Raw genomic sequence first — 14330 nt, 5'->3', positions numbered from 1 at the left:
ACAAAAATACCAATCAATTAAGCAATTTAAAGCAATTATTAGTTGTGTAAATTGTTTTTTAGGCTTATTATTAAAAGTAGTTAAAATTATATTGAAGAGAGGATGTTTCATTTGTTCGATAACACAGATAGTTTAGCAGTCAATACAATTCGTACTTTATCAATGGACGCAATTCAAAAAGCAAATTCTGGTCATCCAGGATTACCAATGGGAGCCGCACCAATGGCTTATGCGCTCTGGTCGCGTGTTTTAAAAACAAATCCTAAGAATTCACATTGGTTCAATCGAGACCGTTTTGTACTTTCTGCAGGACATGGTTCGATGCTTTTATATAGTTTATTACATTTAAGTGGATTTAAATTAGAATTAGAAGATCTTAAAAACTTCCGTCAATGGGAAAGTAAAACTCCAGGTCACCCGGAATATCGTTATACTGATGGCGTAGATGCAACTACTGGCCCGCTTGGTCAAGGTATCGCGATGGCAGTTGGTATGGCTATGGCAGAAAGACATTTGGAAGCAAAATATAATAAAGATGGTTTCCCTGTGGTAGACCATTATACTTATGCATTATGTGGAGATGGCGACTTAATGGAAGGTGTTGCTTCAGAAGCGGCTTCTTACGCAGGTCACCAACAATTAGGAAGATTAGTCGTTTTATATGATTCCAATGATATTTCTCTAGATGGTGATTTAGACAAATCTTTCTCTGAAAATGTAAAACAACGCTTTGAAGCTTATGGTTGGGAACATTTATTAGTAAAAGATGGTAACGATACAACTGAAATTTTAGCTGCAATTGAAAAAGCGAAACAAAATACTTCACAACCAACTATGATTGAAGTGAAAACTGTCATTGGTTTTGGTGCTCCTAATGAAGGTACTAGCAAAGTGCACGGTGCTCCTCTTGGTGATGAAGGCATTTTAGCTGCGAAAAAAGCTTACGGTTGGAACTACGAAGAAAAATTCTTTGTTCCTGAAGAAGTTACAGCTCGCTTTAAAGAAACAATTGGCGAACGTGGTGAAAAAGAAGAAGCTGCATGGAATGAATTATTTGCTTCTTATAAAGCTAAATACCCAGAACTTGCGCAACAATTAGAAGATAGCTTAAATCATAAGTTACCAGCTGATTGGGATGCAGATTTACCAGTTTATGATGATTCCAAAGCGCTTGCTAGTCGTGCTTCAAGTGGGGAAGTTATCAATGCATTAGCGGGGAGAGTTCCAACTATTTTTGGTGGATCAGCTGACCTTGCTGGTTCTAATAATACAACGATTAAAACAGATGGCGAATTTACAAAAGCAACTCCAGCTGAAAGAAACATTTGGTTTGGTGTGCGTGAATTTGCAATGGGTGCTGCATTAAACGGTATGGCACTTCACGGCGGATTACAAGTATACGGCGGAACATTCTTCGTATTCTCTGATTACGTTCGTGCGGCGATTCGTTTATCCGCTATCCAACATTTACCTGTAACGTACGTTATGACACATGATAGTATTGCAGTTGGGGAAGATGGCCCGACACATGAGCCAGTCGAACAACTTGCAAGCTTACGTGCAATGCCAGGACTTTCTGTTATCCGTCCGGCTGATGGAAATGAAGTAGTTGAGGCTTGGAAACTAGCAATCACATCTACATCTACTCCGCACGTACTTGTGCTTACTCGTCAAGGCTTACCAACGTTACCAAATTCTGCTAAATTAACTGCAGAAGGCGTTAAAAAAGGTGCTTATGTTATCTCACCGGCGAAAGGTGACGTTCCAGCTGCGATTATTCTTGCAAGTGGTTCTGAAGTTAACCTAGCTGTGGAAGCGCAAAAAGAACTTCAAGCACAAGGAACAGATGTATCGGTTGTAAGTGTGCCATCATTTGATCTATTTGAACAACAATCTGCAGAATACAAAGAAAGTGTTCTACCAAATGCTGTTAGAAAACGTGTAGCAGTTGAAATGGGAGCTAGCTTTGGATGGGAACGCTATGTTGGTTTAGATGGAAAAGTTATTGGAATCGACAAATTTGGTGCTTCTGCTCCAGGCGAAACAGTAATTAAGAATTACGGCTTTACTGTAGAAAACGTCGTTAATACAGTAAAATCACTTTAATTAAACAATCAGACCGTTGCTAGTTTTTCTAGAGCGGTCTGTTTTTTTATGCTTTTATAGATTGCGCAGTGATGCCATTAATGTTATAATTACGAGGTTGTTTGCAGCTTTTATTGATAAATTGATCTAGATGATATGTTTTCTTGAAAAGTATTGTCTGTTTAATATAAATCAAGTACAATAAAAGAGGATTTTGTTTCAAGGAGGAGAAAAGAGACTATGTGGATTTACATTCTTGTCGGCATTATTTGTTTACTAGCTGGTCTTGCGGGAGGATTCTTTATTGCAAGACGTTACATGATGAGCTATTTAAAAAACAATCCGCCAATTAACGAACAAATGTTACAAATGATGATGGCGCAAATGGGTCAAAAACCATCACAAAAGAAAATCAATCAAATGATGAGCGCAATGAACAAACAGCAAGAAAAAGAAAAACCAAAAAAAGCTAAGAAATAATTTTTTTAACAAAGTAAAGCCCCTTCTAATTAGATAGAAGGGGTTTTTTATTAGTTTTTAGTCGCAGATATAATCAACATCATTGGGCGGCGGTATTCATCCTGCATTTCTGGTAAATCTTTTAACTCAGGAGCTGGTTCTGGTTCGATGACGCTATTAAGTTGGAAGCCATTTTGTAGCAGTGTTTGGATATAGGTGGTGAGGGTGCGATGGTATTTTTGGACATCTTCACCAAGGAAATGACTTGTGCGAATCGATTCGTTAAAATAGCGATCAACTGGCCAGTGCAGTTTGTTACCAGCGTCATCTGTATACCAATCTTGGCGACCATCCGCTGTAAATACGGGATGCTCTACAGAGAAAATAAAGGAGCCACCCGTTTTTAAGTTAGTGTACACCTTTTGACAGATGTCGTTAAAGGAAGCTACGTAGTGAAGGGCAAGGGAGCTTAGGACGATATCGTAAGTTTCTGGTTCGATGTCGATATCTTCCATTGCTTTTTGCGCATAATGGACCACGGGTGAGGTTGTCTTTTGTTTTGCTTCGGCTAGCATTCGTTCGGATAAATCGATGCCGAGGACTTTTTTTGCGCCATGCTCAGCTGCGTAAATACAGTGCCAGCCAAATCCGCAGCCTAAATCAAGGACTACTTTTTGATGGAAATCAGGGAGTAGTTTTTTAAATTCATGCCATTCTCCAGCGGCTTTTAAACCTTCTTTGGAGCGGGGCATTTGGCTATATTGTTCAAAAAAATGTTTGTCATCATATTTATTTTCTTTCATGTTTGTTCCTCTTTTCTTAAATTAATCAGGTGCTTGGCTGAATTCTTTATCTAGGAAGAGGTGAGCAAGTCCGCTCACTTGTTTTAAGCGTAAGATTTCATTGGCATCCATTCCGATATTTTTCATAATCCAACTATCGGACATGCCGCTATCTGTTAGTTCGCTAACGATATTCGACATTAGTTCTACGTTATGAAACCCACGCGCACGATTATGACGGATAGTTGATGCCATTCGGTTCACGGTATCTTTTTCTAAAATGACTACTGGTAGGAACTCATTTTCTCGTTCTCGAATCCGTTTGGAAGTCGTCATAATAGTGTAACGATGAAACCCGTCTATTATTTCATATTTATCTGTATTTTCCAAGGGATAGCAGACAATTGGTTGTGTAAATCCATCTTCCCAAATTGATTTTTCAAGTAATTTAAGTTCGACTACAGGGACGGTATTTGGATTATAGTTATTTGCTTGGAGTTTCGTGTAGTGGACGGGGGTGACGCTGTATACCGGGCTTTTGTAATTCATTATATCACCTCATAAAATATTATTATATTTTTCTAATGCGTTTTTTCTTTTCTCTAATTCTAGCTTTGTTTGGCCGAATCCCATATATTTACACGTATAATCATTTTTTAAAATGGCGATGCACATCCGTTTATAAGTAGGGACACTGGCGAATTCTTTGATTTTTAGGTCATCAGGATATTCTTTAAAACGAACAATTTCCATAGGGTTCGTATATACGCGATTGTTTGTTGGTTTGCCGAGGAAATCTGCTTGGACATCCAAATTTTTCAATTCTTGGACGGTTTCTACTTTTAAAGCGCCACCTTTTTCAGTCCAGTAGGTGATGCTCGTTTTAAATTTTTTTAAGTAACGTTCTCTTGTGTAGCTTGGTAAAGTGGTGAGTAGGAATTCTAAATACGATTTCCAAGTGTGGTTTTTGGGAAGCTTAATTTCTTTCCAAGCCATTGCAGAAGTGCCGCCATATATCGCAGTAAAATTAGCACCGTTTACTCTGCCAACTAGTTTGGACCAAAGATCCGGTTCGATGACGCGGTAAAGTTTAAGACTTTCTTTTGCAGAATCGTTAAAAGGACTGGCAACGCGCATATCGTGTACGGTTAGACCTGCTTGATAAAATAAATCATAAATTTTATTATAGGACCAATTGAATTTGGCGTTCGCAATCCAAACATCTTCTACGCGCCAATCGTGGATGGGATAGGCATTAAAAATGTTTTTGGAGATTTCGGTGGTCCAATTATATGCCTGATACATGCGCTCTTTTTTATGGATAGCATTATAACGATTCAGCGATTCTTGTTGGCGAATTCCAATTAAAGCGATTGTTTTTTTGGCGTTATTTTTAGTATGTAACCATTGAATTATTTTTTTATTAAATTCGTAGTCCCAAAGATGTTTGAAATCAAAATCGAATGGAGCGTTATCTTCATTAATAACGTGCGGAAAAGTAGGCATTTCTCTTACCCAAATATCTTGCTTGGACTTTTCCCACGGTTTCCAGTGATCATTAAACATCGATACGGCGGATTGAGCTGCGATCGGGAGGCAACACCAAAGCGGTTCGATGATATCTAAATTAGAAGTTAACATTTCGGTAACGAAATCTGTCGTAGCGGTGTATTGGCCTTCGTAATCTAAATGATAGACATAAATTTTTCGGCGAATATTATTTTTTCGCATATAATCAATCAGTAGGTGGAGCATGACCCCGCTATCTTTACCACCTGAAAAGGAGACGATTATATTATCAAATTCGGAAAAAATCACTTCCATTCTTTCTTGGGAAGCATCAAAGACTGTTCTAGAAAGCATCCATTATCACCTCAAAAGAATTTTTTTGTGAGAGCTCTTTTTTGAATTCTTGCAAAAGATTCGTTTTTTTAGAAATATTTGTGTCGATAAGTGAGTCTAGACCGACGTTACCACTTAAATCATGATAGTAGCAGTCTTGCGTTTGGCCTGTTCGGTAAATACGTCTTTCGGATTGGTCGCGCTGTGAATAATCAAATGTTTTATCAAAATAAATAATTTGATTATAAAATTGTAAATTGAGCCCGTAAGAAGATTTGGCGAAAGTAGTGATTTTAACATTTGGAAATGCTTTTTGTAATGCTTCTTCTGACCTTTTATATTTACAAAAAATAATCGTGGTTGCTTCTTTGCCGGCTACTAAAGATTCTGTGATAGTGAATTTTTCAGAGGAGAGGCAATAACAATGTTGCATTACTTGAGACATTTCTAAAAAATTTATATTTATCGTGTATGCGGCCGCTTTTTGGAGATAATCGTCTTTTATTTCATAATATAGCTTTAAAAACTTTTCATCGATCGAAAAATCATGGCGAATATAATGCCATTTGATTGCTAATTCATGTGAAGAACTAAAAATAAAAGGGGAGATTAATTCATATAGATAGTCTAAATTATGATATTTTTTAATAATATCCATAGATTGTTGCTTTGTTTGGGTTAGTTGCGTAATGGTGACATATTCACAAAATGTTTTCTTAAACTGTGGAAAGCTAAGGTTCAATATTTTAGGGGACAAAAATTCTAATTGGGACCATAAATCTAAAATATTTCGGCTAAGAGGAGTGCCATTCATAATTAATTTGTATTTCGCAAAACGCGAAAGTTTGATTGCTCGTTGTGTTCGAAGCGCATGGATGTTTTTAATTTTTAAGCTTTCATCCATTATAATGTAGCTATTGGTTGAATTTTTGAGTTTTTCTCGGCAGTAGAGATATAAACGATCTGAGTTAGAAAGGGATTCGATGCCGATAATTTCTTGCGGGAAATCATAACCCCATTTACTTATTTCAGCCGCGAGATTCTCTTTTGTTTGAAAAGGGGTAATCCATAAAACATAATCTGGCTTTACATCACTAATTAATTCGCAAGCTACGCGCGTTTTTCCGCTTCCGGGTCTCATAAATAATGCGCCAACGTTATATTTTTTAAGTTTCGATAAAGCTTGTTTTTGATTATCTAATAAGGTCATGTTGAATTATCACATCTTTTTCTATTTTTTTAGGGATATGTGTACGAACCTGAACAATGCTGTCATTTACTTTTTTTGTATGAAAAAACTGCATTATTTCTTCACTTTCTTGTTTGAAAAGGAGGATCATTTTCGTGGCGCTCATTTCTTTCTTTTCTGTATGTTTTTTTAGAAAGAAGTTCCACGTGTCTGGAAAATAAAAATAACTGTACTCGGCTGAAATCGAAAATACCATTTTTTTAGGAAGTAAGAAGAAATAACCTTGATATTCACTTTCTGATGGCATCTCAATAATTGTTTGTTTATCCCATTGTTCTACGCGTTCACTATATATATAAATTTTGTGCCATTTTGCCATTTAAATCGAATGCTCCTATGTATTTTGTCATTTTCGTTCATTTTTATCTATTTATGCGTTTATTTTATCACAAATTGTGTTGCTGTATAAGGTAAAAACCTTTAAACAAGGGGAGAAAAGAATGAAATACGGGTAGTTTTATCTATATTTATAAATGTTTTTTTATTTTTTGGTAGAAAACACTTTTGTAATAGCCAGCTTTTTAGTAGAATAGATAATGGTGGATGGAAAACTCTTCTATCTATGAATAGAATATGAAATTGGAGGCTATTATGGATACCCCAGATTATAAACGAGTTGTATTAAAATTAAGCGGTGAAGCACTTGCCGGAAATGATGGCTTTGGAATTAACCCGAGCGTGGTCAATTTGATTTCTGCTCAAATCAAAGAAGTAGTAGAATTAGGAGTAGAGGTAGCTATCGTTGTTGGCGGCGGAAATATCTGGCGCGGTAAACTTGGTAGTGAAATGGGAATGGACCGTGCAGCAGCTGACCAAATGGGTATGCTTGCAACAATCATGAATTCCTTGTCTTTACAAGATTCCCTTGAAAATATCGGAGTTGCAACACGTGTGCAAACATCCATCGATATGCGTCAAATTGCGGAGCCGTACATTCGTCGTAAAGCAATTCGCCATCTTGAAAAAGGTCGCGTCGTTATTTTTGCAGGTGGAACAGGTAACCCATACTTCTCCACAGATACAGCGGCAGCACTTAGAGCAGCTGAAATCGAAGCAGATGTAATCTTAATGGCGAAAAATAATGTAGATGGTGTCTACAATGCCGATCCAAAACTAGATGAAAATGCGAAAAAATACGAAGAGCTATCTTACCTTGATGTAATTAAAGAAGGTTTAGAAGTAATGGATACAACTGCATCGTCTCTAAGCATGGACAATGATATCCCATTAATCGTCTTCTCATTTACAGAACAAGGCAACAATATTAAACGCGTTATTTTAGGTGAAAAAATCGGAACTACTGTTAGGGGGAAAAAATAATGAGTAAAGAAGTATTATCTAAATCCAAAGAAAAAATGGAAAAAGCAGAACAAGCGTTAACAAGACAATTAGGTACAATCCGCGCTGGTCGTGCGAATGCATCCCTACTTGACCGTTTATCTGTAGATTATTACGGTGCTGCTACACCAGTTAACCAAATGGCTTCTATCAGTGTTCCAGAAGCTAGAATGCTACTTATTACACCTTACGATAAAACTATTTTAGGCGAAATCGAAAAAGCTATTTTGAAATCAGACTTAGGTTTGACGCCAAATAACGATGGCTCTGTATTACGTTTATCGATTCCACAACTAACAGAAGAACGTCGTAAAGAGTTAGTAAAAGAAGTGAAAAAAGAAGCTGAAGAAGCGAAAGTTGCCGTTCGTAACATTCGTCGTGAAGCTAATGAAGAACTGAAAAAATTAGAAAAAAGCGGCGATATAACAGAAGACGATTTGCGTTCTTATGGTGAAGACGTTCAAAAATTAACGGACGAAAGCATCAAGAATATCGATAGCATCACGAAAGACAAAGAAGCGGAAATCTTAGAAGTTTAATTGATACTTTTACTAATAGTAACAAATAGGGCTAAACACCTTTTAAGTTGAAATGACATTCCTAATTCTTTCCATACGCGTTGGGTTAGGAATGTTTTTTAATGGGCAATTCCATTTCTCTCATGAAAATCTCATCTGTTCACATGGAATTTTTAGTACATTAATTGATTCTTTTTTGTTATTATAGGTATAGACATGCTCTAAGAAGTGTATCAATTGGAGGATTTATGATGTTTAAAAAGCTATTTCGACAAGATGAAAATATATTAAATAGTGAACTTGCAGAAGATTTACCAATCCCGCGCCATGTAGCTATTATCATGGATGGAAATGGGAGATGGGCAAAAAAACGTTTCTTACCTAGAATTGCTGGGCATAAAGAAGGTATGGATGTTGTAAAGCGAGTAACGCGTTATGCTAATGCAATTGGTATTGATGTATTAACGCTCTATGCCTTTTCAACTGAAAACTGGAAACGGCCTACAGATGAAGTGGACTTTTTAATGAAGCTACCTGTAGAATTTTTTGACTCTTTTGTACCAGAGTTGATTGAAGAAAATGTTCGTGTTAATGTGATGGGGTATCGGGAAAATTTACCTGATCATACCATGCGTGCAGTAGAGAAAGCTATTGCTGATACAGCACACTGTACTGGTCTTACTCTTAATTTTGCGCTTAACTACGGTGGACGTTCGGAAATCATCACCGCGGCAAAAGAAGCAATGAAAGAGTTAGCTAGAGAAGGCAAGTCATCAGAGGATTTAACAGAAGAATTGTTGAATGATCATTTGATGAGTAGCGGTTTAGGTGATCCCGATTTATTAATTCGGACTAGCGGCGAGCTGCGCTTAAGTAATTTTATGCTTTGGCAACTTGCGTATAGCGAGTTTTATTTTACAGAAACACATTGGCCTGATTTTTCAAAAGAAGATTTTTTACAGGCGATTATTGAATATCAAAACCGGTCACGTCGTTTCGGAGGGCTCTAGGGAGGAAAAAAGATTGAAAACGAGAATTATTACTGCAGTTGTTGCGCTTATATTTTTTATTCCATTCGTTGTCTACGGGGGAATTCCATTTGAATTATTAAGTATTTTACTTGCGACGATTGCTTTGTATGAAGTACTTATAATGACAAAACAACGAATTTTTTCGATGAATGGAATAATTACTTTACTATTGATGTGGTTAGTTGTCGTGCCAGATAGATATTTGGACTTTTTAGGTACACTGCATATTACAGAAATGGAAGTTATTTTTATTTTAATGGCTCTATTGCTTGCTAATACAGTGTTTTCGCGAAATAAATTCCATTTTGATCAAGTAGGGATTTGTATGGTTGCGGCTTTTTATACAGGGTTTGGTTTCCATTATTTGGCGCTTACTCGTGAAGCTGGATTAATGTATGTACTTTTTGCTTTATTTATTGTTTGGTCAACCGATACGGGGGCTTATTTTATTGGAAGAGCGATTGGGAAGCACAAATTAGCTCCAAATGTTAGCCCTAATAAGACAGTTGAAGGCTTCGTTGGCGGGATTATTTGTGCGCTTGTATTCGCAGGCGGTTTTTATTATTTTGCGGAACTACCAGGGAATATTGCGCTCGTTTTAGCACTTTTAGTATTTCTATCTATTTTTGGGCAGCTTGGAGATTTGGTCGAATCAGCTTTGAAACGCTTCTATGGTGTAAAAGATTCTGGGAAAATCTTACCTGGACACGGTGGTATTTTAGACCGTTTTGATAGCTTGTTATTCGTTTTACCTCTGCTACATATACTTCAAATTATTTAATTGGAGATGGGATAATGAAGAAAATTATTTTACTAGGTGCAACTGGTTCGATTGGAACACAGACGCTTGCGATTATTCGTGAAAACCCGGAAAAGTTTCAACTGGTTGCGCTTAGTTTTGGGCGTAATATGGAACGGGGTAGAGCGATTATTCAAGAGTTCAAACCAAAAGTGGTCGCAGTTTGGCACACGAGAGATCGTGTTACTCTAGAAGCAGAATTTCCAAATGTGAAATTTTATAATGGTTTAGAAGGACTTAGAGAAGTTGCGACTTATTTAGATGGCGATGTATTGTTAAACGCGGTTATGGGGAGTGTTGGGTTACTTCCAACTTTGGATGCGATTGAAGCGGGCAAAGCGATTGCGATTGCAAATAAGGAAACACTTGTCACAGCTGGTCATTTAGTCATGCGTGCGGCGAAAGAAAAAAACGTTTCGCTATTACCTGTTGATAGTGAACATTCTGCTATTTTACAAGCATTAAACGGAGAAAATCCAGAAAGAATAGAGAAATTAGTTTTAACAGCGAGCGGTGGGAGTTTCCGAGATAAAACGCGGGAACAACTAAGCGAAGTTACAGTGAAAGAGGCTTTAAAACATCCTAATTGGAACATGGGAAATAAATTGACGATTGATTCCGCAACGATGTTTAATAAAGGCTTAGAAGTAATGGAAGCTCACTGGCTGTTTGGGGTAAGTTATGATGATATTGAAGTAGTTATTCAGCGCGAAAGTATTATTCATTCGATGGTGCAGTTCGTGGATGGAAGTTTCATTGCGCAACTCGGCACGCCGGATATGCGGATGCCGATTCAATACGCGTTAACCTATCCTGATAGACTCTTTATACCGTATGAAAAAGAATTCCGGATTACCGATTTTTCCGCACTTCATTTTGAAAAAGTGGATTATGAAAGATTTCCGGCATTGAAACTCGCGTATAATGCTGGTAAAATAGGTGGAACAATGCCGACAGTTTTAAATGCGGCAAATGAAATTGCTGTTGCTGGCTTTTTAAATGGACAGGTAGCTTTTTATAATATCGAAGCACTTGTTGAAAATGCAATGAATCGTCATACTAGCATTTCTAATCCTGACTTGGATACGATTTTACAAGTCGATCAAGAAACACGCGCGTATGTAAAGACACTTTTATAGAGGTGAAGCTATTTTGACAACTATTATTGCTTTTATTTTCGTATTCGGACTGATTGTGTTTTTCCATGAACTAGGACATTTCCTTTTTGCAAAACGTGCTGGCATTATGGTAAAAGATTTTTCAATTGGGTTTGGACCGAAAATTTTTGCTTATCGTAAAAAAGAAACACAATATACGATTCGCTTGCTGCCGATTGGTGGTTATGTTCGGATGGCTGGGGAAGATGGCGAAGAAATTGAGCTGAAACCTGGTTACCGAGTGGGGCTTGAATTAACCCCGGAAGAAACGGTTAGCAAAATTATCGTTAATGGTAAAGATCAATATGTCAACGCACAACCTATCGAAGTATCGCTCTGTGATTTAGAGAAAGAGCTTTTCATCGAAGGTTACGAAGACTACGACGATACGAAAAAAGTCCGTTATCAAGTAGAGCGTGACGCGCTTGTTATTGATGGCAAGATTGAAACAATGATTACGCCATTTGACCGTTCTTTTAATGCAAAATCATTAGGAAATCGGGCAATGACTATTTTTGCTGGACCACTTTTTAACTTTATTCTAGCTATTTTAATTTTTACTGCATTAGCTTTTGTTCAAGGAGGCGTTCCGAGCTCGGACAATACGCTTGGTAATGTTCTGCCGGACGGGGCTGCTGCAGAAGCTGGTCTAAAAAAAGGGGACGAGGTTCTTTCTATCGACGGAAAAGACATGAAATCTTGGACAGATATTGTGCAAAGTGTTTCAGAAAATCCGGGAAAAACACTTGATTTCAAAGTGGACCGCGATGGAAAAACGCAAGATATTGATGTAAAACCAGCAACACAAGAAGAAAATGGCAAAAAAGTAGGGAAAATCGGGGTAGAAACGCCGATGGATACTTCATTTACTGCTAAAATAACCAATGGATTTACGCAAACATGGAATTGGATCGTTCAAATATTTACGATTCTTGGAAATATGTTTACAGGCGGATTTTCACTTGATATGCTAAATGGCCCAGTGGGGATTTACACAAGTACACAACAAGTCGTTCAATATGGCTTTATGACTGTACTGAACTGGACTGCTGTTTTAAGTATTAACTTAGGAATTGTTAATTTGCTGCCGTTACCAGCACTTGATGGCGGACGTTTGATGTTCTTCTTATATGAACTCGTTCGCGGTAAACCAATCGATCCTAAAAAAGAAGGCATTATCCATTTTGCTGGATTTGCACTTTTAATGGTTCTGATGATTCTTGTGACATGGAACGATATTCAACGAGCATTTTTCTAAAAAGAGAAAGACTAATAAAGGGAAAAAGGGGTGTTTTAAATGCGTCAAACGATGACATTTATACCAACATTAAAAGAAGTTCCAGCGGATGCAGAAGTAAAGAGTCACCAATTACTTCTTCGCGCTGGTTTTATAAGACAAACGGCTAGTGGGATTTATAGTTATTTACCACTTGCAACATTGATGCTACGCAAAATCGAAACAATTATCCGTGAAGAATTAGAAGCAATTGGTGCGGCAGAATTATTAATGCCTGCGCTTCAACCTGCGGAACTTTGGCAAGAGTCTGGTCGTTGGAATGATTACGGCCCAGAATTGATGCGCCTAAAAGACCGGGCTTCTCGTGACTTTGCGCTTGGACCAACCCACGAGGAAGTTATTACGGCACTTTTACGTGATGAAGTAAAATCATATAAACGTTTGCCACTTACGCTATACCAAATTCAAACGAAATTCCGTGATGAAAAACGTCCGCGCTTCGGTCTATTACGTGGTCGCGAATTCATTATGAAAGATGCTTATTCTTTCCATGCTACAAGTGAAAGTTTGGATGAAGTGTATAACCTGATGCACCAAGCTTATTCGAATATCTTTACTCGTTGTGGTCTTGAATTCCGTTCTGTTATTGCGGATTCTGGTTCTATCGGCGGAAATGAATCAAAAGAATTTATGGCGTTATCTGATATTGGTGAAGATACGATTGCTTATAGTGATGCTTCCGATTATGCAGCTAACACAGAAATGGCTCCAGTTTTATATATGGAGAAAAAATCGCATGAGTTAGAGAAAGACTTAGAAAAAGTTGCCACTCCTGATCAAAAATCGATTGGAGATATTGTTGAGTTTTTAGAAGTTCCAATTGAAAAAACGATGAAGTCGATGCTTTATCAAGTAGATGAAGAAGTCATTATGGTACTCGTTCGCGGTGACCATGAAGTAAATGATATTAAAATCAAAAATGCATTAGATGCAACAAATGTAGAATTAGTAGACCCAGCTGTTGCAGTCGAACTACTAGGAGCTAACTTTGGTTCACTAGGGCCAATCGGCGTTCCTGAAAATACACGTGTATTTGCGGATAATGCTGTTAAAGATATCGTCAACGCGGTAGCTGGCGCAAACGAAGATGGTTTCCATTATATCAATGTAAATCCAGATCGTGATTTCACTGTAACTAGCTATTTTGATTTACGTATGATCCAAGTAGGCGATTTATCTCCTGATGGTCAAGGCGTAATCAAATTTGCAGAAGGTATCGAAGTTGGTCATATTTTCAAACTTGGAACGAAATATAGCCAAGCGATGAATGCGACAATTTTGGATGAAAACGGTCGTGCGCAACCAATTATTATGGGTTGTTATGGAATCGGCGTGTCCCGTATTCTATCTGCCATTGCGGAACAATCGAATGACGAAAATGGTTTTGTATGGGATAAGCAAATCAGCCCATTTGATTTACATTTAATTCCTGTTAACATGAAGAGCGAAGAGCAAGTTGCTTTTGCAGAAACACTGTATACATCATTACAGGGTGCTGGCTTTAGTGTGTTAATTGATGATCGTGCGGAGCGTGCGGGTGTTAAATTTGCAGACGCAGATTTAATTGGCTTACCAATCCGTATTACAGTTGGGAAAAAAGCAGCAGAAGGTGTCGTTGAAGTGAAAATTAGAAAAACTGGCGAAATGATCGAAGTTCGTCAAGATGAACTTCTAAACACGCTACCTATTCTCTTTGGAGATAAATAATTTATTGAGCTATTCGTGCCAGATGAAACTCCACTCGTTCCTATAAAAAACGGGTCATGAGGGACA

Annotated in this window: 14 protein-coding genes; 9 read left to right on the top strand and 5 right to left on the bottom strand. The window is 37.6% G+C overall.

What is annotated here, in order from left to right; translation table 11 throughout:
* Positions 1-111: 111 nt before the first annotated feature.
* Together tkt and HCJ55_RS07350 are read left to right on the top strand one after the other, a co-directional pair.
* Entirely contained in the window at positions 112-2106 is a 1995-nt protein-coding gene (tkt, locus tag HCJ55_RS07355) for a transketolase (RefSeq protein WP_185517606.1), read from the top strand.
* Between the two features lie 219 nt (positions 2107-2325).
* A complete protein-coding gene (locus HCJ55_RS07350) occupies positions 2326-2565 on the top strand; it encodes a YneF family protein (protein WP_003723442.1) in 240 nt (79 codons plus the stop codon).
* Positions 2566-2615: 50 nt separating this feature from the next.
* Here HCJ55_RS07350 and HCJ55_RS07345 read toward each other — a convergent pair whose 3' ends face one another.
* The 5 genes from HCJ55_RS07345 to HCJ55_RS07325 are packed head-to-tail and all read right to left on the bottom strand — an operon-like array spanning position 2616 to position 6736.
* Entirely contained in the window at positions 2616-3347 is a 732-nt protein-coding gene (locus HCJ55_RS07345) for a class I SAM-dependent methyltransferase (RefSeq protein ID WP_185506794.1), read from the bottom strand.
* Between the two features lie 21 nt (positions 3348-3368).
* On the bottom strand, positions 3369-3875 hold the full coding sequence (locus HCJ55_RS07340) for an IbrB-like domain-containing protein (protein WP_008947690.1): 507 nt from the start codon (positions 3873-3875) through the stop codon (positions 3369-3371).
* 9 nt (positions 3876-3884) lie between these two features.
* Complete coding sequence (locus HCJ55_RS07335; RefSeq protein ID WP_185517604.1) at positions 3885-5189, bottom strand: phosphoadenosine phosphosulfate reductase; 1305 nt, start codon at positions 5187-5189, stop codon at positions 3885-3887.
* Entirely contained in the window at positions 5179-6378 is a 1200-nt protein-coding gene (locus HCJ55_RS07330; protein WP_185517602.1) for an SNF2-related protein, read from the bottom strand. The genes HCJ55_RS07335 and HCJ55_RS07330 overlap by 11 nt, the downstream gene beginning before the upstream one ends.
* Positions 6362-6736, bottom strand: a complete 375-nt coding sequence (locus tag HCJ55_RS07325; protein WP_185503600.1) for a hypothetical protein — start codon at positions 6734-6736, stop codon at positions 6362-6364. Before HCJ55_RS07325 ends, HCJ55_RS07330 begins: the two co-directional genes overlap by 17 nt.
* Before the next feature lie 272 nt (positions 6737-7008).
* Between HCJ55_RS07325 and pyrH the strand changes: the two genes are divergently transcribed.
* The 7 genes from pyrH (at position 7009) to HCJ55_RS07290 (ending at position 14264) form a co-directional block, all read left to right on the top strand.
* Complete coding sequence (gene pyrH / locus HCJ55_RS07320) at positions 7009-7737, top strand: UMP kinase (RefSeq protein WP_003723449.1); 729 nt, start codon at positions 7009-7011, stop codon at positions 7735-7737.
* On the top strand, positions 7737-8294 hold the full coding sequence (gene frr, locus HCJ55_RS07315) for a ribosome recycling factor (RefSeq protein WP_003729925.1): 558 nt from the start codon (positions 7737-7739) through the stop codon (positions 8292-8294). The genes pyrH and frr overlap by 1 nt, the downstream gene beginning before the upstream one ends.
* 230 nt (positions 8295-8524) lie before the next feature.
* Positions 8525-9283 carry an undecaprenyl pyrophosphate synthase gene (gene uppS, locus HCJ55_RS07310; protein ID WP_185502159.1) on the top strand — a complete coding sequence of 253 codons (759 nt, stop codon included), beginning with the start codon at positions 8525-8527 and terminating at the stop codon, positions 9281-9283.
* A gap of 13 nt (positions 9284-9296) precedes the next feature.
* A complete protein-coding gene (locus HCJ55_RS07305) occupies positions 9297-10085 on the top strand; it encodes a phosphatidate cytidylyltransferase (protein WP_185517600.1) in 789 nt (262 codons plus the stop codon).
* A gap of 14 nt (positions 10086-10099) precedes the next feature.
* On the top strand, positions 10100-11242 hold the full coding sequence (locus HCJ55_RS07300) for a 1-deoxy-D-xylulose-5-phosphate reductoisomerase (RefSeq protein ID WP_185502161.1): 1143 nt from the start codon (positions 10100-10102) through the stop codon (positions 11240-11242).
* Between the two features lie 13 nt (positions 11243-11255).
* Complete coding sequence (rseP, locus tag HCJ55_RS07295) at positions 11256-12518, top strand: RIP metalloprotease RseP (protein WP_008947697.1); 1263 nt, start codon at positions 11256-11258, stop codon at positions 12516-12518.
* A 39-nt stretch (positions 12519-12557) separates the two neighbouring features.
* Positions 12558-14264, top strand: a complete 1707-nt coding sequence (locus HCJ55_RS07290) for a proline--tRNA ligase (protein ID WP_185391275.1) — start codon at positions 12558-12560, stop codon at positions 14262-14264.
* Positions 14265-14330 lie beyond the last annotated feature (66 nt).

This window comes from Listeria marthii (assembly GCF_014227425.1).
GTDB lineage: Bacteria > Bacillota > Bacilli > Lactobacillales > Listeriaceae > Listeria > Listeria marthii.
Note: the sequence above shows the minus strand (reverse complement) of the source record. Positions and strands in the feature narration are given on the sequence as shown.

Coding starts and splice junctions, on each gene's coding strand:
- HCJ55_RS07350 (WP_003723442.1), top strand. CDS start 2,326: ATGTGGATTTACATTCTTGTCGGCATTATTTGTTTACTAGCTGGTCTT.
- HCJ55_RS07345 (WP_185506794.1), bottom strand. CDS start 3,347: ATGAAAGAAAATAAATATGATGACAAACATTTTTTTGAACAATATAGC.
- HCJ55_RS07340 (WP_008947690.1), bottom strand. CDS start 3,875: ATGAATTACAAAAGCCCGGTATACAGCGTCACCCCCGTCCACTACACG.
- HCJ55_RS07335 (WP_185517604.1), bottom strand. CDS start 5,189: ATGCTTTCTAGAACAGTCTTTGATGCTTCCCAAGAAAGAATGGAAGTG.
- HCJ55_RS07330 (WP_185517602.1), bottom strand. CDS start 6,378: ATGACCTTATTAGATAATCAAAAACAAGCTTTATCGAAACTTAAAAAA.
- HCJ55_RS07325 (WP_185503600.1), bottom strand. CDS start 6,736: ATGGCAAAATGGCACAAAATTTATATATATAGTGAACGCGTAGAACAA.
- pyrH (WP_003723449.1), top strand. CDS start 7,009: ATGGATACCCCAGATTATAAACGAGTTGTATTAAAATTAAGCGGTGAA.
- frr (WP_003729925.1), top strand. CDS start 7,737: ATGAGTAAAGAAGTATTATCTAAATCCAAAGAAAAAATGGAAAAAGCA.
- uppS (WP_185502159.1), top strand. CDS start 8,525: ATGTTTAAAAAGCTATTTCGACAAGATGAAAATATATTAAATAGTGAA.
- HCJ55_RS07300 (WP_185502161.1), top strand. CDS start 10,100: ATGAAGAAAATTATTTTACTAGGTGCAACTGGTTCGATTGGAACACAG.
- HCJ55_RS07290 (WP_185391275.1), top strand. CDS start 12,558: ATGCGTCAAACGATGACATTTATACCAACATTAAAAGAAGTTCCAGCG.